This window comes from Nocardia sp. CY41, from assembly GCF_009829325.1.
Classification (GTDB): Bacteria; Actinomycetota; Actinomycetes; order Mycobacteriales; family Mycobacteriaceae; genus Nocardia.
The window spans coordinates 29,082-50,525 of sequence record NZ_VUOS01000015.1 but is presented as its reverse complement, the minus strand read 5'-3'; the positions used below and the strand labels follow the sequence as shown (position 1 = coordinate 50,525).

Annotated in this window: 21 protein-coding genes; 13 read left to right on the top strand and 8 right to left on the bottom strand. The window is 70.7% G+C overall.

Annotated elements, in window-relative coordinates:
• The first annotated feature begins 196 nt into the window (after positions 1-196).
• Positions 197-1,834, top strand: coding sequence for a glucose-6-phosphate isomerase (gene pgi, locus GVY64_RS17955; protein ID WP_159842859.1), 1,638 nt, complete (start codon positions 197-199; stop codon positions 1,832-1,834).
• A gap of 21 nt (positions 1,835-1,855) precedes the next feature.
• Here the strand turns inward: pgi and GVY64_RS17950 are convergent, their stop codons facing one another.
• Positions 1,856-2,404 carry a potassium channel family protein gene (locus GVY64_RS17950; protein WP_159842857.1) on the bottom strand — a complete coding sequence of 183 codons (549 nt, stop codon included), beginning with the start codon at positions 2,402-2,404 and terminating at the stop codon, positions 1,856-1,858.
• Positions 2,405-2,576: 172 nt separating this feature from the next.
• Here GVY64_RS17950 and GVY64_RS17945 point away from each other — a divergent pair, with 172 nt between their 5' ends.
• Both GVY64_RS17945 and GVY64_RS17940 read left to right on the top strand, forming a co-directional pair.
• Positions 2,577-3,764 carry an NAD(P)/FAD-dependent oxidoreductase gene (locus tag GVY64_RS17945; protein WP_159842855.1) on the top strand — a complete coding sequence of 396 codons (1,188 nt, stop codon included), beginning with the start codon at positions 2,577-2,579 and terminating at the stop codon, positions 3,762-3,764.
• Between the two features lie 165 nt (positions 3,765-3,929).
• The gene (locus tag GVY64_RS17940; protein ID WP_159842853.1) at positions 3,930-4,826 is read left to right on the top strand and encodes an RNA polymerase sigma-70 factor; all 897 of its coding nucleotides are present in this window, start codon (positions 3,930-3,932) and stop codon (positions 4,824-4,826) included.
• On the opposite strand, the gene GVY64_RS17935 is transcribed toward GVY64_RS17940, so the two are convergent.
• Positions 4,813-5,514 (bottom strand): nucleoside/nucleotide kinase family protein, encoded by a 702-nt coding sequence (locus GVY64_RS17935; protein WP_201298057.1) that lies wholly within the window; start codon positions 5,512-5,514, stop codon positions 4,813-4,815. The two genes, GVY64_RS17940 and GVY64_RS17935, sit on opposite strands and share 14 nt — an antisense overlap.
• A 276-nt stretch (positions 5,515-5,790) precedes the next feature.
• Positions 5,791-6,717 carry a LysR family transcriptional regulator gene (locus tag GVY64_RS17930; RefSeq protein WP_159842850.1) on the bottom strand — a complete coding sequence of 309 codons (927 nt, stop codon included), beginning with the start codon at positions 6,715-6,717 and terminating at the stop codon, positions 5,791-5,793.
• A gap of 71 nt (positions 6,718-6,788) precedes the next feature.
• Between GVY64_RS17930 and GVY64_RS17925 the strand changes: the two genes are divergently transcribed.
• Positions 6,789-7,190 carry a nuclear transport factor 2 family protein gene (locus GVY64_RS17925; protein WP_159842848.1) on the top strand — a complete coding sequence of 134 codons (402 nt, stop codon included), beginning with the start codon at positions 6,789-6,791 and terminating at the stop codon, positions 7,188-7,190.
• Between the two features lie 90 nt (positions 7,191-7,280).
• On the opposite strand, the gene GVY64_RS17920 is transcribed toward GVY64_RS17925, so the two are convergent.
• Together GVY64_RS17920 and GVY64_RS17915 are read right to left on the bottom strand one after the other, a co-directional pair.
• Positions 7,281-8,900, bottom strand: coding sequence for an acyl-CoA dehydrogenase family protein (locus tag GVY64_RS17920; RefSeq protein WP_159842846.1), 1,620 nt, complete (start codon positions 8,898-8,900; stop codon positions 7,281-7,283).
• Positions 8,887-9,537 carry a TetR/AcrR family transcriptional regulator gene (locus tag GVY64_RS17915; RefSeq protein WP_159842843.1) on the bottom strand — a complete coding sequence of 217 codons (651 nt, stop codon included), beginning with the start codon at positions 9,535-9,537 and terminating at the stop codon, positions 8,887-8,889. The genes GVY64_RS17920 and GVY64_RS17915 overlap by 14 nt, the downstream gene beginning before the upstream one ends.
• Positions 9,538-9,590: 53 nt before the next feature.
• Here GVY64_RS17915 and GVY64_RS17910 point away from each other — a divergent pair, with 53 nt between their 5' ends.
• The 3 genes from GVY64_RS17910 to GVY64_RS17900 all read left to right on the top strand — a co-directional run bounded on the left by GVY64_RS17910 (position 9,591) and on the right by GVY64_RS17900 (position 12,673).
• Positions 9,591-10,364 (top strand): crotonase/enoyl-CoA hydratase family protein, encoded by a 774-nt coding sequence (locus tag GVY64_RS17910; RefSeq protein WP_159842841.1) that lies wholly within the window; start codon positions 9,591-9,593, stop codon positions 10,362-10,364.
• Positions 10,365-10,369: 5 nt separating this feature from the next.
• Positions 10,370-11,611, top strand: a complete 1,242-nt coding sequence (locus GVY64_RS17905; RefSeq protein WP_159842839.1) for a hypothetical protein — start codon at positions 10,370-10,372, stop codon at positions 11,609-11,611.
• Between the two features lie 291 nt (positions 11,612-11,902).
• Positions 11,903-12,673 carry an MspA family porin gene (locus tag GVY64_RS17900; RefSeq protein WP_159842837.1) on the top strand — a complete coding sequence of 257 codons (771 nt, stop codon included), beginning with the start codon at positions 11,903-11,905 and terminating at the stop codon, positions 12,671-12,673.
• Positions 12,674-12,805: 132 nt separating this feature from the next.
• Here GVY64_RS17900 and GVY64_RS17895 read toward each other — a convergent pair whose 3' ends face one another.
• Positions 12,806-13,480 (bottom strand): pyridoxamine 5'-phosphate oxidase family protein, encoded by a 675-nt coding sequence (locus tag GVY64_RS17895; protein WP_159842835.1) that lies wholly within the window; start codon positions 13,478-13,480, stop codon positions 12,806-12,808.
• Between the two features lie 81 nt (positions 13,481-13,561).
• On the opposite strand from GVY64_RS17895, the gene pdxR reads away from it, so the two are divergent.
• The 4 genes from pdxR to GVY64_RS17875 all read left to right on the top strand — a co-directional run bounded on the left by pdxR (position 13,562) and on the right by GVY64_RS17875 (position 18,235).
• Positions 13,562-14,932 (top strand): MocR-like pyridoxine biosynthesis transcription factor PdxR, encoded by a 1,371-nt coding sequence (gene pdxR / locus GVY64_RS17890; RefSeq protein WP_159842833.1) that lies wholly within the window; start codon positions 13,562-13,564, stop codon positions 14,930-14,932.
• A 90-nt stretch (positions 14,933-15,022) separates the two neighbouring features.
• Complete coding sequence (locus GVY64_RS17885; protein ID WP_159842831.1) at positions 15,023-15,268, top strand: DUF2630 family protein; 246 nt, start codon at positions 15,023-15,025, stop codon at positions 15,266-15,268.
• Positions 15,269-15,276: 8 nt separating this feature from the next.
• Positions 15,277-16,713, top strand: coding sequence for a dihydrolipoyl dehydrogenase family protein (locus GVY64_RS17880; protein ID WP_159842829.1), 1,437 nt, complete (start codon positions 15,277-15,279; stop codon positions 16,711-16,713).
• A gap of 13 nt (positions 16,714-16,726) precedes the next feature.
• The gene (locus GVY64_RS17875; protein ID WP_159842827.1) at positions 16,727-18,235 is read left to right on the top strand and encodes a carboxylesterase/lipase family protein; all 1,509 of its coding nucleotides are present in this window, start codon (positions 16,727-16,729) and stop codon (positions 18,233-18,235) included.
• Between the two features lie 4 nt (positions 18,236-18,239).
• Here the strand turns inward: GVY64_RS17875 and GVY64_RS17870 are convergent, their stop codons facing one another.
• Both GVY64_RS17870 and cobF read right to left on the bottom strand, forming a co-directional pair.
• Positions 18,240-19,109: an Fpg/Nei family DNA glycosylase gene (locus tag GVY64_RS17870; RefSeq protein WP_159842825.1), complete on the bottom strand. Its 870-nt coding sequence runs from the start codon at positions 19,107-19,109 to the stop codon at positions 18,240-18,242.
• Positions 19,110-19,166: 57 nt separating this feature from the next.
• Positions 19,167-19,910: a precorrin-6A synthase (deacetylating) gene (gene cobF, locus GVY64_RS17865; protein WP_159842823.1), complete on the bottom strand. Its 744-nt coding sequence runs from the start codon at positions 19,908-19,910 to the stop codon at positions 19,167-19,169.
• A gap of 108 nt (positions 19,911-20,018) precedes the next feature.
• Here cobF and GVY64_RS17860 point away from each other — a divergent pair, with 108 nt between their 5' ends.
• A complete protein-coding gene (locus tag GVY64_RS17860; RefSeq protein WP_159842821.1) occupies positions 20,019-20,846 on the top strand; it encodes a thymidylate synthase in 828 nt (275 codons plus the stop codon).
• The gene (locus tag GVY64_RS17855; protein WP_159842819.1) at positions 20,843-21,349 is read left to right on the top strand and encodes a dihydrofolate reductase; all 507 of its coding nucleotides are present in this window, start codon (positions 20,843-20,845) and stop codon (positions 21,347-21,349) included. The genes GVY64_RS17860 and GVY64_RS17855 overlap by 4 nt, the downstream gene beginning before the upstream one ends.
• Positions 21,350-21,444 lie beyond the last annotated feature (95 nt).

Here is a 21,444-nt window from a genome sequence, read left to right as displayed (position 1 = left end):
ATGCCTCCCCGCCGCCGGCGCAGCGGGAACGCGCGCCACCGCGACCCGCGGCAGGCACGGCGTGTCGCGGGCGCTCGCCACCCGGCGAGTCCGGTGTGGCCCAGGCGATTTTCACCTCGGCATCGACGCAGGTCCGGCCGACTGTCCGCGCACGCGCCCGTGCGCGCGGCGGTGCCTGCTTGTACTCTCGGCGAACGTGAGCAGCGACATCACCGCGACGGCGGCATGGCGGAAACTGCACGATCACCACGGCACCGTCGCGGGACGACACCTCAGGGAGTTCTTCGCCGACGATCCGGCTCGAGGCGGCGAGCTGACCGTCCAGGTGGCGGACCTGCACATCGACTACAGCAAGCACCGCGTGAACCGGGAAACCCTGCATCTGCTCGCGGAATTGGCCCGCGAGGCGGGCGTGCCCGAGCGGCGCGACGCGATGTTCCGGGGCGAGCACATCAACACCTCCGAGGACCGCGCGGTCGGCCACGTCGCGCTGCGGCTGCCCGAAGGCTCGACCATGATCATCGACGGCGTCGACGCGGGCGCCGAGGTGCACCGGGTGCTGCGGCGGATGGGTGAGTTCACCGACGCGCTGCGCTCCGGGGCGTGGCGCGGGGCGACCGGCGAGCGCATCACGACGGTGGTCAACATCGGCATCGGCGGATCGGACCTGGGTCCGGTCATGGTGCACCAGGCGCTGCGGCACTACGAGGACGCGGGCATCGGCGCGCGGTTCGTCTCCAACGTCGATCCCGCCGACCTGGTCGCGAAACTGGACGGGCTCGATCCGGCCACCACGCTGTTCATCGTCGCGTCCAAGACCTTCTCCACTCTGGAGACGCTCACCAACGCGACCGCGGCCCGGCGCTGGCTGGTCGCCGCGCTCGGCGAGGACGCCGTGGCCAAGCACTTCGTCGCGGTGTCCACCAACGCCGAGCGGGTCGCGAAGTTCGGGATCGACACCGACAACATGTTCGGCTTCTGGGATTGGGTCGGCGGCCGGTATTCGGTGGCCTCGGCGATCGGCTTGTCGGTGATGGCGACCATCGGCAAGGAGCGCTTCGCCGAGTTCCTCGCGGGCATGCACGCGGTGGACCGGCATTTCGCCGAGGCGCCGCTGGAGGCCAACGCCCCGGTGCTGCTCGGGCTGCTCGGCGTCTGGTATTCGAATTTCTTCGGCGCGGAATCGCACGCCGTGCTGCCGTATTCGAACGATCTCGCTCGTTTCCCCGCCTACCTGCAGCAGTTGACCATGGAGTCCAACGGGAAGTCGGTCCGCGCCGACGGCACCCCGGTCACCACCGCCACGGGTGAGATCTTCTGGGGTGAGCCGGGCACCAACGGTCAGCACGCCTTCTACCAGTTGCTGCACCAGGGCACCCGGCTCGTCCCGGCGGACTTCATCGGATTCGCGCAGCCCACCGACGATCTGGCGACCAGCGACGGCACCGGCAGCATGCACGACATCCTGATGAGCAACCTGTTCGCGCAGACCAAGGTGCTCGCGTTCGGCAAGACCGCCGAGGAGATCGCCGCGGAGGGCACCGATCCGGCGATCGTGCCGCACAAGGTGATGCCGGGCAACCGTCCGTCCACCACCATCCTCGCGCCGCGGCTCACCCCTTCCGTCGTCGGCCAGCTCATCGCGCTCTACGAGCACCAAGTCTTCGTGGAGGGCACGATCTGGGGCATCGACAGCTTCGATCAGTGGGGTGTCGAACTGGGCAAGCAGCAGGCGCTCGCCCTGGCCCCGCTGCTCACTGCGGCGGAAGAGCCGCAGGCACAGGACGATTCGTCGACCGACTCATTGATTCGCTGGTACCGCGCGCACCGCTGAGCCCGTCCCGCGTCGGCGGCGTCAGTCGGCGCCGCCGGCCGGGCGGTTGCGCTGAGCTTCGTCCAACTGCTGAATGATGTGCGATGTCGAGATCGCGATCAGGATGCCGATGACGCCGAGGTCGAATGCGACCTGCACCATGGTGGCCACCTTCGCGGCGGTACCGACCGCGTGCACGTCGCCGTAGCCGACCGTGCCCAGCGTGACCATCGTGTAGTAGAGCGCGTCGGTCCGCGTGTGCAGGTTCTCGAACTGGCCGGGCGCGCGCTGTTCCAGCACGTAGTAGTAGAGGGCGAAGAACGTCACGACGACGCAGACCACGAGCAGCACGTCGTTGATCCGCCCGACGGTCGCGCGGGGATCCCGGATGTACCGCCGGATGCGCCACCGGGCCAGCCAGATGAGCCCGGCGACGCCGACGACGAACGCGACCAACGCCGGCACGCCGGACAATCGGCCGACCGGCACCGTCTCCAGCGGCAGGAAGTAGTAGAAGAGCAGAGCGCACACCACGGCCAGCAAATTGTGCAGGGCCCGCGAAAATCTGCCGACTGCGCGATTCTCCGTCATACCTCCATCATCAGCCCAGGTAGAGCACCTGCGCGGGGGCACGCGCCGGAGGACGAGAGGTCGCCTTCGAATGCGCGGATGGGACGCCTGCTATGTGATCCGCACCACACGACGTCACGCCGATCGTTCGCCCAGTGTCCTGTGCTCGAACCCTCGAAGCGAAGGAGACACCATGATTGGCAACACCGAGGTGGTCGTGGTCGGCGGCGGATATGCCGGCGTCATGGCAGCCAATCGCCTGACGCAGCGGGACGACGTGACAGTCACCCTGGTCAACCCACGGCCGCGTTTCGTCGAGCGGATCCGCCTGCATCAGCTGGTGGGCGGGACGCACGAGGCGATGGTCGACTACCGGGAGGTCTTGGCCGAGAGCGTCCGGCTGGTGGTCGACACCGCGATCCGGATCGACGCGGAGGAGCGTCGCCTGTGGTTGTCGTCCGGCGGCCCGGTCGGCTACGACTTCCTGATCTACGCGGTGGGCAGCGGCAGCGCCGACCCGAGTGTGCCCGGAGCGGCCGAGTACGCCTACCCGATCGCCACCATGGAGGACGCGCAGCGGCTGCGGCCGGTGCTCGACGCCGTGCCCGCGACCGCCTCGCTGACAATCGTGGGAGCCGGCGCCACGGGCATCGAGACAGCCGCAGAGCTGGCGGAGCAAGGCCGCCGGGTGACGTTGCTGTGCGGCGGCGCGCTCGGCCCGTATCTGCACCCCCGGGGTCGGCGCTCGGTGGCCAAGCGGCTGGACAGACTCGGCGTGACCGTGCTCGAAGGCGCCGAGTCGAGGGTGACGTCGGTGACCCGTGCGGCCGTGCGGCTCAGCGGCGGCCACACCCTGTCGAGCGCGGTGACCATCTGGACCGCCGGATTCGGTGTTCCGGATCTTGCCGCGCGCAGCGGACTGAGCACCGACGCCGTGGGCCGTCTGCGCACCGACGAGACGTTGACCAGCGTGGACGACGAGCGCATCGTCGCCGCCGGGGATTCGGCGGCGCCGTCGGACCTGCCGTTGCGGATGAGCTGCCAGACCGCGCGCCCGCTGGGCGCGCACGCTGCCGACACGGTGCTGGCCCGGATCGCGGGAGACCGGCCCTCGGCCATCGACGTGGGCTACTTCGGCCAGTGCATCGGCTTGGGCCGGCGCGCCGCCACCGTACAGTTCGCCTCCCGGGACGACATCGCGAACCGGTTCTACATCGGCGGCCGGCTCGCGGCGAAGATCAAAGAGCTCGCCTGTCGGAACGTCGTCAAGGAATTGGCGGACGAGGCGCGTGAACCGGGTGCCTTCACTTGGGGGTTCGAGAACGACAAGCGCGGGCGGCTGCTGGAAGCCGAGCGCGGCAACGCGTTGGCCGCCACCTGAACGGCTCGTGCACCACCGTCGTGCGCCGGGCGGTGTCCTACGCTCGACCGCACCGACCGGTGGATCGGATCGGAATGACTCGCAACGAAAGGGACCTTGCCGGTGGATGCGACGCGTGCAGGCGGACGGCAACCCGTGCCCGGCCGTACCGGAGAGGGTCGAACGATGAGCGGCCATGCCAGCGACCCGGCGACCGAGGCTTTCGTCGCCCACCGCAACCTGCTGTTCACCGTGGCCTACGAGATGCTGGGGTCCGCGGCCGACGCCGAGGACGTCCTGCAGGAGACCTGGCTGCGGTGGGTCGAGGTCGACTCCGAACAGGTGCGCGACGAGCGCGCGTATCTGGTCCGGATCACGACCAGGCAGTCACTCAACCGGTTACGCACGATGCGGCGGCGCAAGGAGGCGTACGTCGGCCCCTGGTTGCCCGAGCCGCTGCTCACCACGCCGGACGTGGCCGAGGACGTGGAACTCGCCGAGAGCATGTCGATGGCGCTGATGCTCGTGCTCGAGACACTGTCGCCGACCGAGCGCGCCGTCTTCGTGCTGCGCGAGGCGTTCGGCATCGGCTACGAGGAGATCGCGACCGCCGTCGACAAGACCCCGGCGGCGGTGCGCCAGATCGCCCACCGCGCCCGCAAGCACGTGGACGCCCGGCGCCCGCGGTCGGTGGTCTCCGTGCAGGAGACCCGGGCGGTCCTGGAGTCGTTCCAGCGGGCGCTGGAGACCAGGGACCTGCAGGGCCTGCTGGACGTGCTCGCTCCCGACGTGGTCGTCGTCAGCGACGGCGGTGGGATCAAGCAGGCGGCGCTGCGGCCGATCGTCGGCGCGAACAGGGTGGTTCGCTTCGTCACGGGCGGTCTGGGCAGGACCGCGGCCACGCTCACCATCGGTCCCAGCGTGGTCAACGGCAATCCCGCACTCCTGTTCAGCCTGGACGGTGAACTCGACGGTGTGATGGCGGCCCGTGTCGAGAACGGCCGCATCGCCGGTCTCTACTACGTCCGCAACCCGGAGAAGCTGACTCGCGTCGAATCCGAGACCGCCCTCACTCTGCGCTGAATAGCGGTGGAACGGCTACCGCGTAGCCTCCCGGACGCCCCTGCAACACCAGATCGGCGCGATCACTGGTGGCAGCGACGAGATCCGCGTTGCGCAAGTCGCTGCCGTGCACTTTGTCGCGCGCCGCCGCGCTCGTGCGCCCGCCGCGAAGGTGCCTGCGCAGCAGGCGATCCTCGATCACCTCGCGCGCGGCGTCCAGGTACCAGCACTCGTCCAGGAGCGTGCGGACCGCCGACCATCGCCGCGTCCCGAAGTCGTCGAGCAGCAGATAGTTGCCCTCGGTGAGGACGATGGACTGACGGTCGAACACCACCCCGCCGGGCACCGGGGCATCGATGGACCGGTCGAACGTGGGCCACGGCACCGGCTCGCCCACCGGCGTGGTCCGCAGGCGGCGCAGCCCCGAAATGTAGCCGTCGACGTCGAAGGTGTCTGGCTCCCCCTTGCGCGCAAAGCTTTCCGTCGCACGCAGGACGTCGTTGTCCAGGTGATATCCGTCCATGGGCGCGATCTCGGCGAGCATGCCGCCCGCCTCGGCGTTGATCGCGTCGCGCAACGTGACCGACAACGTGGATTTGCCCGCGCCCGGCGGCCCCGCGATGCCCAGCAGATACCGTCCCCGCGAGGCCCGGTCCCGCACTCGCCGGACCAGCCAGCTCAACGGTCTGTCGACGAACTCCCCTGCCACCGCCGCCACACTACCGGCGCTTCCCCGCCGCCACCGATGCCCGCGAAGGTATCCACACTCGTCCACAGGATGACAACTCCCGCGCGTACGGAGAAGGCTTCGTGCCACGCGACAGCGCGGCCACGGAGATCCCGCTGCGCGGTTGGTTCGAGACGGCCGTTTCCCCAGCTGTCCGCACCCGGCGCGCGGCGAACAGGAGCACCCGGGACGATCATCATGAGGCCGGGCGGGAAGCGCTGCCCGGACCACGGGCGGCTGGTCATCGCCGCGGCGCTGTTATGGACCAGCCCGAAGGTGCTGACGCACGTAGGCGGACAGTTCGGCCGCTTGGTCGCGCAGCGCTTCGGCGAACACGGCGCGCGCTTCGGCGGTGCCGTGGTCGCCGCGATGGGCGATGACCGTTCGCCGGACCGCGGCGGGGTGATCTACCCGCAGCAGCGCGATGGTCGGCGGCAGGACCGGGACGGCGATGCCGGGCACCACCGTGCTGCCCTGTCCGGCCGCGACGAGGCCGAGTTTGGCGAACCAGTCGCGTGCGACGAACGCGATGTCCGGCTCCCGGCCGGGGTCGCGCCACGCGCCGAGGAGGGTGGCGGACGCGTCCTGGCTGCCCGCGATCCATCGTTCGTCGCGCAGCTGCTCCGGCGTCGCGCTGGTGGCACCCGCAAGCGGATGTGCGGCGGCGACCGCAACGAGCAACGAGTCGTCGACCAGCGGCTCGAGCTGGACACCGGAGGGCGGGGTGTCCGGCGCGGTCACCACCGCGAGGTCGAGACGTCCTCGTGCGACGGCGGTGAGCAGTCTGGGACTGAGGCCCTCCCGCAGCGAGATCCGCACCTGCCGGTCGCGGGCGGCGGTCGCGGCGATGGCTCGGGGCACCAAGGCGGCCATGGCGGTCGAGAACGCGCCGACGCGCAAGCGGCCCGGCGGGCGCGCCGCGAGCTGATGGATGTCCTGCCTGGCCTGGTCCAGTTCGCCGAGGATCACCTCCGCGTGGCGCAGCACGACGCGTCCCGCCTCGGTGGGCTGCACGCCGCGGGCGTGCCGCTCGAACAAAGCGCGCCCCGCAGCCCGTTCCATGAGCGCGATCTGCCTGGACACCGCGGACTGGGTGTAGCCGAGGTGCTCCGCCGCGGCGGAGAACGAGCCGCAGGCGGCGGCCTCCCGTACCACGCGCAGACCGGCCACGGTGAATTCGTCCATGCGTATTGCTCATACCAGATATGCGAGACAGTCGCTTGTCGCATATCTACGGCGACCCTAGCGTCGTCGTCATGACCGCGATGGAGAACAAGAAGCTGCTCACCGACGTCTTCGAGCAGATGTCGCTCGGCAACACCCGCGCGCTGAGCGACGCCATGGCCGACGATTTCCGCTGGATCTTCCCCGGCGACTGGTCCTGGAGCGGCACCTGGGAGCCGAAAGCTGTTGTGTTGGAACAACTGTTGCGGCCGTTGATGCAGCAGTTCACCGAATACCGCAGCGCCGCGGAGACGATCGTCGCCGCGGACGACCACGTCGTCGTGCAGGCCCGCGCGGAGGCCGTGACCACACGCGGGGAGGCCTACGACCAGACGTACTGCTTCGTCTTCCGCGTCGCCGACGGGAAGTTGCGCGAAGTGGTCGAGTACTGCGATACGGCGTTGGTCGAACGCGTCCTCACCCGGCCCGCCTGACGCCGGATACGCGAGCGGGCGCGAACTCACAGGAACGCCCGGAGTCTCGGCCCCTGTGCACCCGAACGGGTCCACAGGGGCGCAACGCACTCAGACGAACGCGCGCTCGATGATCGCGCCGGTGTCGACGCCGGTGGGCAGCGTGCCGAACGCGATGCCCCAGTCGTCGCCGAGCCGCGTGGCGCAGAAGGCGTCGGCGACGGCGGGATGGCCGTGGCGGACCAGCTGCGCGCCTTGCAGCACGAGCGCCATCAGCTCGACGACCCGCCGTGCGCGGTATTCGATGTCGTTCAGATCGGACAATTCCTTGCCGACCCGGGCGATCGCGTCGTCCAGCCGGGGGTTCGCACCCTTCGCGAGCGACACTTCGCTGAAGTACGCCTCGACCGTCTCCGGCTGACGCCCCATGGCCCGCAACGCGTCCAGCGCGGCGACGTTGCCGGATCCCTCCCAGATCGACATCAACGGCGCCTCCCGGTACAGCCGCGGCATGCCGGATTCCTCCGCATATCCGTTGCCGCCCAGGCATTCCAGCGCCTCGGCCGCGTGCGCGGGCGCCCGCTTGCACACCCAGTACTTGGTGACCGCCAAGGCGATGCGCCGCAGCGCGGCCTCGGCCGGATCCTGACCGGCCCGGTCGGTGGCCCCGGCCAGCCGCATCATCACCGTGGTCGCGGCGTCGGACTCGATCACCAGGTCGGCCAGCACATTGCGCATGGCGGGCTGGTCGATGAGCGTGGCGCCGAACGCTTTCCGGTGCCGCGCGTGGTGCACCGCGTACACGGCGCCCGCCCGGATGCCCGTGGCGGAGCCGATCACGCAATCCAACCTGGTCATGTTCACCATCTCGATGATGGTCTTGACGCCCGCGCCCTCCGCGCCTACCAGCCAGCCCGTGGCGTTCTCGTACTCGATCTCCGACGAGGCGTTGGACTTGTTGCCCAGTTTGTCCTTGAGTCGCTGGATGCGGATCGGGTTGCGGGCGCCGTCGGGCAGCACCCGCGGCAACAGGAAGCAGGACAGGCCGCCGGGCGCCTGCGCCAGGGTGAGGAACATGTCCGACATCGGCGCGGAGGTGAACCATTTGTGCCCGACGATCCGGTAGGAGCCGTCCGGCTGCGGCGTCGCGGTGGTGGTGTTGGCGCGCACGTCCGAGCCGCCCTGCTTCTCGGTCATCGACATGCCCGCGATGAGCCCGGCCTTCGTGGACGGCTCGCGCAACCCGTAGTCGTAGACCCGGGAACCGAGCAGGGGTTCGTATCTCGCCGCGAGTTCCCTGTTGTGCCGCAGCGCGGGGACCACCGCGTAGGTCATCGAGATCGGGCACATGTGGCCCGCGTCGGCGACGCCCCAGGTGTAGAACTTCGCCGCGCGCGCCACGTGCGCGCCGGGGCGGTCGTCCAGCCACGGCGCGCCGTGCAGGCCGTGCTCGACGGCGACGCGCATCAGATCGTGCCAGTGCGGGTGGAACTCGACCTCATCGATGCGGTGGCCGTAGCGGTCGTGCGTGCGCAGCACCGGCGGGTACTCGTTGGCCAGCCGCCCCCATTCCTGCGCCTGCGCGCCGCCCGCGAGCGCGCCGAGCTCCCGCACCTCGGCTTCGGCCCAGCCCGCGCCCTCGCGGCGCAAGCCGTCGAGCAGCGCCGGATTGCGCGAGACGTCGAAGGGCACGATGTCGGGCACCTGGTTGAAGACTTCATGCGTCTGCATCTGACACTCCTGGTTCCAGCCGGGCGCGAGCCGCGCCCGGGTCGCCGCGCACGCCCAGCGCGCGGATCGCGAAAGCGGTGATCTCGGGGACGACGGACTCGCCGTGCGGCGCGTCCGCGAGCGGGCCGACCAGCACCTCGCCGATCGCGCCGACCAGCGCGGCCGCGCTGATCCTCGGGTCCTGCGGTGGGAGTTCGCCCCGCGCGACGCCTTCGGCCACCGCCGATTCGAAGGTTTCGGCGAACGCCCGCCGGAAGCGCAGGCGTTCGCTGTCCACAGCCGCGTCGACCGGTTCGGCGAGCAGCACGTAGGCCAGGTTCGGGTTCTTCAGCGCGCGGCCCGCGAAGGTCTCCACCGCCGCGGTGACCCGTTCGACGGCCGTGCCGCGCGCGCCCGCCGCCGCCACGGCCGCGACCTCACGGGCGACCACTTTCCGGAACACCGCGCGGACCAGCGCGGACTTTCCGTCGAAGCTCTTGTAGACGGTGCCGGTGGCCACGCCCGCCTCGGCCGCGACCGCCGCCATGGACAGCGCCGCGTACCCGCCACGGGACAGCACCTTGGTGGCGGCCTGCACGATCAGCCCCGCCTGAGCATCCAGGCGGGCCTGCACTGCCGGGGTTCTGCGGTAGGCCACCCAAGAAGTGAAGCATGAATTCATTTCTTCACACAAGGGTGCTTTTACGGCGTATGTTCAAGCGCGTGACCGTACTGATCGAACGCAGCGGCCCCGTGACCACCGTGATCCTGCACCGGCCCGAAGCGCGCAACGCGGTGGACGGACCGACCGCTGCCGCGCTCGCCGACGCCTTCCGCGAGTTCGACGCCGACCCCGAGGCGGCGGTCGCGGTGCTGTGGGGCGACGGCGGAACGTTCTGCGCTGGCGCCGACCTGAAGGCGCTCGGCACCGAGCGCTCCAACCGGGCGGCCGAGGACGGCGACGGCCCGATGGGACCGACCCGGATGCGGCTGTCCAAGCCGGTGATCGCGGCGGTCTCCGGCTTCGCGGTGGCGGGCGGGCTCGAGCTCGCGCTGTGGTGCGATCTGCGGGTCGCCGAGCAGGACAGCACCTTCGGCGTCTTCTGCCGCCGCTGGGGCGTGCCGCTGATCGACGGCGGCACCATCCGGCTGCCGCGGATCGTGGGCACCGGCCGCGCCATGGATCTGGTGCTCACCGGTCGCGCGGTCGGCGCCGACGAGGCGTTGCAGATGGGGTTGGTCAATCGCGTGGTGCCCACCGGCGAAGCCCGCCGTGCCGCCGAGGCGCTGGCCGCGGAACTGGCCGCGCTGCCGCAGACCTGCTTGCGCTCGGACCGGATGTCGCTGCTCGAGCAGGAGGGGATGACCGAGGAGTCCGCGCTGCGCAACGAGTTCCGCCACGGGCTGACCGCGCTGGCCGACGGCGCGCTGGACGGCGCTCAGCGTTTCGCGGCGGGTGCGGGCCGGCACGGCGCGAGTTCCTGAGTCCGATGGGCCGCCTGAGCGTCGTCGACGAGATCTTTCTGCGCAGCCACCGCGGGCTCGGCACACCGATAGCGCTGCAAGGGCTGTGGCGCACAGCCGATCGAGTGGACCACACGCTGCTGGTACGAGTGCACGCCGCCTTGCAATCGGGACCACTGGGACGCAGGGTGATTCGCTCGCGCGTGCCGGGGGCTCGCCGGGCTTGGCGGCCGAATGTCCGCGCGTATCCGATCGATCGCGCCGAAGTCGTGCTCCCGGTCGCGGAAATGCTCGACTGGGCCGACGCGCAAGGCGCCGGACTCGATCCGGAATACGGTCCAGGCTGGCGGCTTTCGACGGCGGCCCTGGACGACGGTGGTTCGGTCGTCTCCCTCACGTGCTCGCATGCGCTGGCCGACGGGCGCGCGCTGGTGCTCGCGGTGGACGACGCACTGGGCGGCGCACGGGTGTGCCCGCCGGAGGCCGCCGCGCGCGACTCGGACTGGTCCGACGCCCGGCGCCAATGGTCGATCGTGCTGCGCGGCACGGCGGCGGCGCTGCGCCACGGGGTGCCGCGGCAGCCCGCCGGTTCGTGCCGCGACGAGCGGCCGCGCGCAGCGGGCGACGCGACGCGCAGTGCGATCCTGCAATGCCCGGCCGCCGAGTGGGACCGCGTCGCCGCGCTCGACGGCGGCACGGCCAACAGCCTGTTCATCCATCTGGTCGCGACGGTGCTGTGGGACAGCGGGTTTCCCGGCGAGACGATCGAAGCCAGCCTGCCCGTCGACACCCGCGACGAACCTCGCGTCGACAACGACCTCGCCATGACCCGCATCGCGGTCACCCGCGCCGACACCCCGGCGACGATCCGCACCCTGGCCCGTTCCGCTTACGAGCACCGCATGTCGGCGCCGAACGGAATGCCCGAAGAACTGCTCCAAGTGATTCCGGACCGCTGGGCCTACGCGTTGTCCGAAGGCGCGGGCGAACTCGACATCCTGTGCTCGAGCATCGGCACGCTGCCCGTTTCGCTGCGCGCGCTCGGCCCGCACCGCTGCACCGGCGTCGCCGCCCGCGCGATACATCCCGGCCTGACCCCCGCGCGGTTGCCACGCACCAGGCTCTCGGGCTATCTGTGCCGCATCGGCGAGGACTATGTGCTCAGCTTGGTCAGCCTCGATCCGGCGCGGATCGAGTCGGCCGATGCGTTGCGTGAGCTGGCGGTGCGCGCGACGGGTTCCGCGGGCCTGAGCGCCCACGCGTGGTGAATCCGCACTGCCGCAACCGACACGTGACCGCGTCGCCTCGGACCCTTTCGCCTCGCATCTGATAAAAGTCAGTGGTCCACTCGCCTGATCCGACAATTCGGAGGATGCCGACGAGACCGGCTCCCCGGTCACGTCGGCCGACTCGCCGTGTCGGCGCGATCACCGATATGCGCAGCGCCGCCCGATACAGTTTTCCTGCCGCGCGCGCCCGGGTGGCGTCCGCGATGAACGATTTGCTGTGCGAGTCAGTCCGCGTACGAAGTTCCGATTCGATCGATACTCGACTGGAGCATGATGAACCGCAAGCATTCGCGAATCTTTGCCGCGATCATCGCGGTAGTAGTGGCCGCTACCGGCTCCTTCGCTGTTTCCGACAGCACGGCGGGAGCCGAACCAGGCGAGGCAGGCACCCGCGGGCTGCATGTGATCGCGTCGGTGGACTACAACAATGTCGTACCCGGGGGCGACGTCACCTTGGGAGTTCCGTTCGCGCACGCGGTCAAGGTGTCCGGAGACTTCTCGGTCGTGTCGGACGGCCCCGCGGCACTGCGTCGCGGGCAGATCGTCGCCGGATATCTGATCGGCTGCGCGGTGGATATTTCCGACGGCATCCAGGTGTCCATCGCCGGGGCCGTCGGAGCCGAGGTCGGCTTCACGCCCGGGATCGTCATCGAGTTCGGCGGCATCGATTTCGGTGAATTCGGTTTCGGCGCACCCGATGAGAACGGGCACGGGCACGTGCCCGGTCTGCAAGCGCAATTGCCGGTCATCGTCGCTCCCACCATCGCCATCGGCGCGGACACCACCTTCGGCGTCAACGGCGAAGTCGGCGGCGAGATCACCGTCAATCTCGCCCCGGGCAGTGTGACCGCGGCGGTGATCGCGCAGGGAGAACTGGACCGAGAATCGACCTTCCCGTTCACCTTCGCGCACACGAATACCCCGCTGAATGTCAACGGATGCCTTTCCCCCGCTTCCGCGATGCCATTCGTCACCGTCCGAGCCGAAGCAACCAACGGCATCGCGCAAACGACCGGCTACGGTCCCCAATTCGTGTTCTGATTCGCTCCGGCAACGTAACCCGATCTCGCGGACGTAGTACGTTCCCGCGCCTGGTGGTTCGTCCTTCGCACCGCCGATCTGCCTCTCACGCCTGGCTGAGGACAGTCGGCGGTGCGAAGTGCGTATGGGCGCTCAGGAACCGGCGCGCTGCAGAACATCGGCGGGGACGGGGGTGCGAGGAGCCAGATCCGGGGAGTCGACGGGGGCGTCCCACACCTGACGCAGCGGGAGGACGCCCGCCCAGGCTCCGCCCGCCTCGATGTCGGCCTCGTCGTCCTTGGGGCCGCCCGCACGGATCTTCACCGACGCCTCGGTGAGCTCGAGGGCGAGCACTTTGGTCGCGGCGAGTTCCTTCTTGTTCGGCGGGCGTACGCGCGACCACGAGCCGGGCGCGGCGTGTTCGACGATGACCCACAGCGCGTGCAGGCGTTCTTCGGGGTCGGTCACCTCGCGGGCGCGGCCGAGCACGACCGCGGAACGGTAGTTCATCGAGAAGTGCATGGCCGACCGCGCGTACACCACGCCGTCCACCAGGGTCACCGCCACCGAGATGTCACTTGTGAGCGCCGCGCGCAGGTTGCCCGCGCCGGTCGAGCCGTGCAGGTAGAGCGTGTCGCCGGCACGCCCGTAGGCGGTGGGCAGCACGACCGGCGTGCCGCCGAGCAGCACCCCGAGGTGGCAGATCAGTCCGGCGTCGAGCACCGCGTCCAAGTCGGCGCGGTCGGTCCTGGCCCGGTCGGTCAACCGGGTCGGCGTGCTGCGCGGCGTGGGCGAAAGCGGAGTGCGTGGGCTGGCGGTTTCGGTCATGCACCCAGCATCCGGCCGGGAGTGGCACTATCAAAGCGCCAATTCAGATGATTTTCAGCAGTCCATTTTGCGAGGGAGACCATGCTCGAGGACTTGCCCCTCGACCTCGATCGCGACCTGGGGCAGCCGTTGTCGGTGCAGATCGCCGACCAGCTGCGCCACGCCGCGACCGGCGGACCGCTGCGCGGCGGCGACCGGCTGCCCTCCACCCGCGCGCTGGCCGCGCGGCTCGGCGTGAGTCGCACCGTGGTCGCGGCCGCCTACGACCAGCTGCACGCGGAAGGCTGGATCAGCGGCAGACGCGGGTCCGGCACCTACCTGACGACCGCACCGGCCGCCGCGCCCGCGCGCACCGACTCCGTGCCCGGCACGGATGCCACACCGCAGCTGTTCGACCTGGCGCCGGGGGCGCCGTGCACCGACGCCATCGACCCGGCCGCGTGGCGCCGCGCCTGGCGCGCCGCGGCGGATCACTCCCCGCTCGTGCGCAAGGACCGCGCGGGCGAACCGGAGTTCCGCACGGCCGTCACCGAACACCTGCTGCGCCACCGAGGGATCGGCTCGGGTAGCGACACCGTGCTGCTCGCCACCGCCGGAACCAGTTCCGCCGTGAGCGAGCTGGCCGCGGCGCTGCTGCGGCCGGGCGACGCCGTCGCCATGGAGGACCCGGGCTATCCGCGCGCCGCCGGGGCCTTCGCGGCGGCAGGCCTCGAACTCGTACCGGTGCCCGTGGACGCGCACGGCCTACGCGTCGATCTGCTGCCGTCCCGGATCAAAGCGGTGTATTGCACTCCGGCACACCAGTTCCCGCTGGGTGCGCGGATGCCAGCGGCGCGACGGGTCGAACTCGTCGAGCATGCGCGCCGGGCCGGGATCTTCGTCATCGAAGACGACTACGACGGTGAATTGCGCTACGACACCGCGCCGCTGCCGCTGCTGGCCACCATGGCTCCCGACGTGGTCGTCCACTTGGGCACGACGAGCAAGATCCTGTCCCCCAGCCTCGGCGTCGGCTGGTTGCTCGCCGCGCCGGAGATCGCCGCCGCGGTGCTTGCCCACCGGGAACGCACCGGCACCGGCCCGAGCCAGGCGGGCCAGCGCGTGCTGGTCGCTTTCGCCGCGCACGGTGATCTGGCCAGGCACCTGCGCAGGCTGCGCCGCGCGCTGCCGCCACGCCGGGCGCTGGTGGTGACCGAATTGCGCCGCCGCGGACTCGGGGTGCTCGGCGACGACGCGGGTTCGCACGTCGTCGTGCCGGTGGCATCGGCCGAGGCCGAGCGGCGCGTGGTGGCGGCGGGAGCCGTGCGTGGCATCGCGCTCGACGGGCTGGCCAGGTATCACCTCGGAGCGCGCCGGGAGCACTTCGGCGTCGCGCTGGGCTACACGGCGCTGCCCTGGCCGCAGCTCGCCGCGGCCGTACCGAGGGCCGCCGAGTGCCTCACCCGGCCGTAGCATGGTCGGGACAGCGCATCAGCGGTCGGGCCGGCAGACGGCAGCGCAGCGTGACCAGGCAGGTCCCGCGCACGCCGGAAAGGATGGAGCATGAGCGAACAGGACATCTTGGCGCGCATCAAGGAACTGGTCGACCAGGAGCACCAGCTGCGCTCGCAAGCCACCCACGGCGAGCTGGATCCGAAGACCGAGCGCCAGCGCCTCGCCGAACTCGAAGTCATGCTGGACCAGGCCTGGGACCTGCTCCGCCATCGGCGGGCGCGGATCGACCAGGGTGAGTCGCCGGACACCGTCCGGGCGAACACCGTTTCGCAGGTCGAGGGATACCTGCAGTAGGCCCGGCGATGTCGAGCACAGCAGCCGACTACGACGTCATCGTGATCGGTGGCGGCCCCGCGGGCGAGAACGCCGCCGCCTACGCCGTCGCGGGCAGCGACCGCACGGCCGCCATCGTCGAGCGCGAACTCGTCGGCGGCGAATGCTCCTATTGGGCGTGCATTCCCAGCAAAGCGCTGTTGCGGCCCGGTCACGTCCTCGCGGCCGCGCGGGCGATGCCGGGTGTCTCGGCCACCGGTCTCGACGTCGAGGCGGTGCTGCGGCGGCGCGACGCCTTCGTGCACGATCACGACGACTCGTCGCAGGCCGAGTGGGCACGGAACAACCGCATCGACGTGGTGCGCGGCAGCGGCCGCCTGACCGGTGTGCGTTCGGTCGAGGTCGGCGGGCGGCAGTTGCGCGCCCGGCATGCCGTGGTGCTGGCCACCGGTACCACCGCGAACGTCCCCGACGTGCCCGGCCTGCGCGCCGCGCTGCCGTGGACCTCGCGCGACGCCACCAATCTGCACGAGGTGCCGCGGCGGGTCGCCGTCGTCGGCGGCGGCGTGGTGGCGAGCGAGGCCGCGACCTGGCTGGCCACGCTCGGGGCCGAGGTGACCCTGCTGGTGCGCGGCGCGGCGCTGCTGGCCGCGGCCGAGCCGTTCGCGGGCGAGCGGGTGGCGGCGGCGTTGACCGAGGCGGGGGTGCGGGTGCGCTGCCGTACCGAGCCCACCGCCGTCGAGCGTCCGGCCGCGAAGGACACCGGTGAAGGCCGCATCCACGGCGGGCCGGTGACGGTCCGGTTGCGCGGTCCCGACGGTGAATCGGCGCTCGAGGTGGACGAGATCGTGGTGGCGGCCGGCCGCGCACCCGCCACCGAGGGGCTCGGCCTGGACGCCGTCGGGCTGCCCGGCGGATACGTCGCGGTGGACGACCACCTCACCGCGCGCGACGTCGAGGGGGACTGGCTGTACGTGGTCGGCGACCTCAACCGGCGCGCCGCGCTCACGCACATGGGCAAGTACCAGGGCCGGGTGTGCGGCGACGTGATCGCCGCACGGGCCGAGGGCAGGCCGCTGGACGACCCGCGCTTCGTCGCGAGCTCCGATCACGGCAAGGTGCCGCAGGTGGTTTTCACTTCGCCCGAGGTCGCCTCGGTGGGGCTGACCGAAGCGGCGGCCAGGGACGCGGGTCACACGGTCGAGATCGTCGAACTGGACATCGCCGTGGCCGGATCGGCGCTGTCGCGCGATGACTACGCGGGTCACGCGAAGTTGGTCGTCGACAGCGCCACCGACACGCTGCTCGGGGCCACGTTCGTCGGCCCCGAGGTGGGCGAGCAACTGCACGCGGCGACCATCGCGGTGGTCGGCCGGGTGCCGCTGTCCACCCTCTGGCACGCTGTGCCAGCCTTCCCGGCGGTCAGCGAGTTCTGGCTGCGCCTGTTGGAGGCGCGGCGCCCATAGCTACCATTTGAAAATGGTGGCAACAACGGATATCGCGACCGCCGACGGAGTCGTCCGCGGTCGCCGGGGCCGCCGCGTGCTGCGCTGGCGGTCCATTCCCTACGCGGCTCCTCCGCTCGGGGACCTGCGATTTCGTGCTCCACAGCCGGTCCGGCCGTGGTCGGGCGTGCGAACCGCGACGGAATTCACCTCCGCGGCGATGCAGCACCGCTCCGGAGCGCGGATCGGACCGCGCGCCTACCAGCCGACCAGCGAGGACGCGTTGACACTGAATGTCACCGCGCCCGCGACGGCGGCGGCGAGCCCGCGGCCCGTGCTGGTCTTCGTGCACGGCGGCGGTTACCTCATCGGCACCTCCGCACTCGGGATGTATTCCGGCGCGCGGCTGGCGGTACGCGGCGACGTGGTGGTGGTTTCGCTGAACTACCGGCTCGGCGCGTTCGGCTACGTCGACTTCAGCGAATTCGGCACCGCCGAGCATCCCTTCGATTCGAACCTCGGATTGCGTGATCAGCTCGCCGCGCTGGAGTGGGTGCGCACCAATATCGCGGCCTTCGGCGGCGACCCCGACAACGTGACGATCTTCGGCGAGTCGGCAGGCGCGCACGCCGTGCTCGGCTTGCTGGCCACCCCAGCGGCCAGAGGCCTGTTCCATCGGGCCATTTCGCAGAGCCCGCCGGCCGACTGGGCGATCAGCACCGAGGAAGCCCGCGGCTTCGCGCGCCGCTGTGTCGCCGCGCTCGGCGCCACACCCGACACCGCGCACGACGCGCTGCGCACCGCGGGCGCCAACGACATCCGCCGTGCCGTCGATCGCACCATCGGACAGGTGGTGCGCGAACAACCGGGCGCCTTCCCGGTCTGTCCGGTCGTGGACGGCGATTTCCTGCCGCTCTCCCCGGTCGACGCGATCACCGAGGGCTCCGCGCACCGGGTGCCGCTGATCATCGGGACGAACCGGGACGAGGGCACGCTGTTCGCCAGGTTCGCCGACGAACTGCCCACCACCGCGGGCCGGCTGCGTTCGGCGCTCGGGCACTCCGCCGAGGCCGAATCCCGGATCGCCGCGGCCTATCCCGGCTACCCCCAGCCGAAGGCCGCGGTGCGGGCGGGCGGCGACTACACGTTCTGGCGTCCTTCGGTCGCCGTCATGGAAGGACACAGCAGGCACGCGCCGACCTACGCCTACCGCTACGACTTCGCCCCGCGCGCCCTGCAGCTGGCCGGGCTCGGCGCGACCCACGCGACGGATCTCATCCCGGTCTTCGGCATCGGCGACTCTCCGGTCGGGCGGGCCTTCACCGCGGCGGGCGGCAGGCGCGGACTGCGGGCGGTGACCGACCAGTTCCAGGACAACTGGCTGGCCTTCGCCCGCACCGGAGCTCCGCTGCCCTCCTGGCCCGCCTATACCGAGGCCAGGAGGTCCACGCTGATCATCGACTACCCCACGCGCGTGGAACACGACCCGGACCGGGCGAAACGACTCGCGTGGCAGGGCGTGCGGGTGCCCACGCTGACCTGAGCCGCTATTTCAGCAAACGCGACATCCGCCGATCCGCGAGGACCTTGCCGCCGGTCTGACAGGTGGGGCAGTACTGGAAGGACCGCTCGGCGTAGGCCACCTCGCGGACCATGTCGCCGCAGACCGGACACGGCTGCCCGGTCCGGGCGTGCACCCGCATGCCGGAGCGCTTCTCGCCTTTGAGGCGGGCGGCGTCCTGGCCGACCGAGCGGCGCACCGCGTCGGTGAGCACCGTGCGCAGGGCGGTGTACAGCTCGGCCAGCTTGTCGGCCGGAAGGGTCTTCGTGTTCGCGAACGGCGAGATCCGCGCGGTGTGCAGGATCTCGTCGGAGTAGGCGTTGCCGACGCCGGCCAGCAGCGCCTGATCCACCAGCGCGGTCTTGATCCGCTGCGAGGTGCCCTGCAGGATGTCGGCGAACTGCGCCTCGGTCAGCTCCAGCGCGTCGGGGCCGAGCCGGGCGATGCCGGGCACCGCCTTGGGATCTGCCACGACGTACACCGCGAGCCGCTTCTTGGTGCCCGCCTCGGTCAGGTCGAACGCGGGCGTCGCCCCTTCGGGGGTGAAGAAATGCACGCGCAGCGCGAGCGGGCTCTTGCCGCCCGGCTTCGGCGGCGTCGGGCTCGGCTCGTCGATCCAGCGCAGCCATCCGCCGCGCGACAGATGCGTGACCAGCCATAGGCCGTCACATTCCAGGCCGAGGAATTTGCCCCAGCGGCCCGCGCCGGTGACATCTCGACCGGACAGCGCGGTGACCGGGGGTTCGAACGTCTTGACGGCGCTCAGCGCGGCCACGTCGACGCGACCGACCACGGCGCCGACCGCATGCTCCCGGAGGAACTGAGCCAACGCCTCCACTTCCGGTAGCTCTGGCACGCGGTCCAGACTACCCAGCGCCACCGACAACCGGCCGGTTCGCGCGCGGCGGACGGCTCACGCGCCGCGGCGCAGCAGGTAGATGTCCATGATCCAGCCCTTGCGGTCGCGCAACTCGGCGCGGCGGCGGACGATCTCCTCCCGCACCGCGGCCAGCGGTCCCTCGATCAGCGTCTCGTCCGGCATGCCGAGGTAGGCGCCCCACCAGATGTGCACGTCCTGCTCCTGAACGGCGGTGAACGAGCAGTCGCCGTCCAGCATCACCAGCGTGTTCTCCGCGCCGAGGCCCTCCTCGCGCAGGCGGCGGCCGGTGGTGATGCGCACCGGCTCACCGATCCCGTGCAACACCACGCGATGCCGTGCGGCCAGCGCCTGCGCGCTGGTGATGCCGGGCACGACTTCGTACTCGAAGCTCACCACGCCGCGGGCGAGCACCCGATCGATCATCCGCAGCGTGCTGTCGTACAGCGCGGGATCACCCCAGACCAGGATGCCGCCGACGCCGTCGGCCGCGGCGAACGCCGATTCCAGCAGCGCCGAGCGGCGATCGTGCCAGTCGTCGACCACGTCCAGGTAGTCGGCGGGCGTCCGGTCCCGGGGCGGATCGGCGATCGGGACGATCCGGTACGGCCGGTCCAGGTGGGCCTCCAGGATCGCCGTGCGCACGTCGACCAGCTCCCGTTTCGCCTCGCCCTTGCCGATGACGAAGAACGTCTCGACCTGACGCATGGCTTTGACCGCCTGCACGGTGACCTGGTCGGGATCACCGGCGCCGATGCCGATCACGAAGAGCTTGCGCATGCGCTCGAGCTTGCCAGGCCCGCACACGACCACGGCGGCCAGGCGGCGCCCAGGACGCGCCCGATCGGCTCACCGAGCGCGGATGGACGACGACTAGAGTTGCCAGACGTGGCTCATGACGCGCTCGATCCGGCATCGGCTCCCGACACGCAGTACGAGGACTTGCTCCGGCTGGTGCTTAGGTCCGGCACGAAGAAAGCCGATCGCACCGGCACCGGGACGCGCAGCATCTTCGGCCACCAGTTGCGCTACGACCTCTCGGCCGGGTTTCCGCTGGTCACCACGAAGAAAGTGCATCTGAAGTCGATCGTGTACGAGTTGCTGTGGTTCCTGCGCGGCGACTCCAACATCGGCTGGCTGCGCGAACACGGCGTCTCCATCTGGGACGAGTGGGCCGACGCCGACGGCGAGCTCGGCCCGGTCTACGGCGTGCAGTGGCGGTCGTGGCCCACGCCCGACGGCACCCACATCGATCAGATCTCCCAGGTGTTGCAGACCCTGCGCACCGACCCGGATTCCCGGCGCATCATCGTCTCGGCGTGGAACGTCGCCGAGTTGGACAAGATGGCGCTGGCACCCTGCCACGCGTTCTTCCAGTTCTACGTGGCCGACGGCAAATTGTCCTGCCAGCTCTACCAGCGCAGCGCCGACCTGTTCCTGGGCGTGCCGTTCAACCTCGCCAGCTACGCCCTCCTGACGCACATGGTCGCCCAGCAGACCGAACTGCTGCCGGGCGAGTTCATCTGGACCGGCGGCGACTGCCACATCTACGACAACCACCTCGAGCAGGTCGCCGAGCAACTCCGGCGCGACCCCTACCCGTTCCCCACGCTGCGGCTGCACCCGGCGCCGACGCTGTTCGACTACCGCTACGAGGACGTGGAAATAGTCGGCTACCGGCACCATCCGGCCATCAAGGCCCCGGTGGCGGTGTGAACGAAGGCCGCACGATCGGGCTGATCTGGGCGCAGACTCTCGACGGGGTGATCGGATACCGCAACACCATCCCCTGGCGACTGCCCGAGGACATGGCGCAGTTCAAGGACGTCACCTGGGGACATCCCGTGATCATGGGCCGACGGACCTGGGATTCGCTGCCGCCGCGGTTCCGGCCTCTGGCCGGGCGGCGCAACATCGTGGTGACCAGGCAGCCGGATTGGTCGGCCGACGGCGCCGAGCGCGCGTCCTCGGTGCCGGAGGCGCTGGCCGCCTGCGCCCCGGACGCGGTCTGGGTCGCCGGGGGCGGCGAGATCTATCGCGCCGCGCTCGAGTTCGCGACCGACCTGCGCGTCACCGAGATAGATACCGCGGTCGAGGGCGACGCCTTCGCGCCGTCGATCGGACCGGAGTGGCGGCCCGACGACCCGGAGCCCTGGCGCACCTCGACCACCGGTCTGCGCTTCCGAATCCGGCACTACACCCGGCAGCCGATGGCCTAGCGGAAAGCCACACCGCGCGAGCCCCGGAACGCCGTCCCGACGCGCGGGCCGGTGAAACCCGGCCCGCGCCGCAGCCGACTCGGGCATACTCCTCG

Bases quoted from the DNA above. Each gene is read 5' to 3' on its own strand.
- GVY64_RS17950 (WP_159842857.1), bottom strand. From the start codon at position 2,404: ATGACGGAGAATCGCGCAGTCGGCAGATTTTCGCGGGCCCTGCACAAT.
- GVY64_RS17945 (WP_159842855.1), top strand. From the start codon at position 2,577: ATGATTGGCAACACCGAGGTGGTCGTGGTCGGCGGCGGATATGCCGGC.
- GVY64_RS17940 (WP_159842853.1), top strand. From the start codon at position 3,930: ATGAGCGGCCATGCCAGCGACCCGGCGACCGAGGCTTTCGTCGCCCAC.
- GVY64_RS17930 (WP_159842850.1), bottom strand. From the start codon at position 6,717: ATGGACGAATTCACCGTGGCCGGTCTGCGCGTGGTACGGGAGGCCGCC.
- GVY64_RS17925 (WP_159842848.1), top strand. From the start codon at position 6,789: ATGACCGCGATGGAGAACAAGAAGCTGCTCACCGACGTCTTCGAGCAG.
- GVY64_RS17920 (WP_159842846.1), bottom strand. From the start codon at position 8,900: ATGCAGACGCATGAAGTCTTCAACCAGGTGCCCGACATCGTGCCCTTC.
- GVY64_RS17910 (WP_159842841.1), top strand. From the start codon at position 9,591: ATGTTCAAGCGCGTGACCGTACTGATCGAACGCAGCGGCCCCGTGACC.
- GVY64_RS17905 (WP_159842839.1), top strand. From the start codon at position 10,370: ATGGGCCGCCTGAGCGTCGTCGACGAGATCTTTCTGCGCAGCCACCGC.
- GVY64_RS17900 (WP_159842837.1), top strand. From the start codon at position 11,903: ATGATGAACCGCAAGCATTCGCGAATCTTTGCCGCGATCATCGCGGTA.
- GVY64_RS17895 (WP_159842835.1), bottom strand. From the start codon at position 13,480: ATGACCGAAACCGCCAGCCCACGCACTCCGCTTTCGCCCACGCCGCGC.
- pdxR (WP_159842833.1), top strand. From the start codon at position 13,562: ATGCTCGAGGACTTGCCCCTCGACCTCGATCGCGACCTGGGGCAGCCG.
- GVY64_RS17885 (WP_159842831.1), top strand. From the start codon at position 15,023: ATGAGCGAACAGGACATCTTGGCGCGCATCAAGGAACTGGTCGACCAG.
- GVY64_RS17880 (WP_159842829.1), top strand. From the start codon at position 15,277: ATGTCGAGCACAGCAGCCGACTACGACGTCATCGTGATCGGTGGCGGC.
- GVY64_RS17875 (WP_159842827.1), top strand. From the start codon at position 16,727: ATGGTGGCAACAACGGATATCGCGACCGCCGACGGAGTCGTCCGCGGT.
- cobF (WP_159842823.1), bottom strand. From the start codon at position 19,910: ATGCGCAAGCTCTTCGTGATCGGCATCGGCGCCGGTGATCCCGACCAG.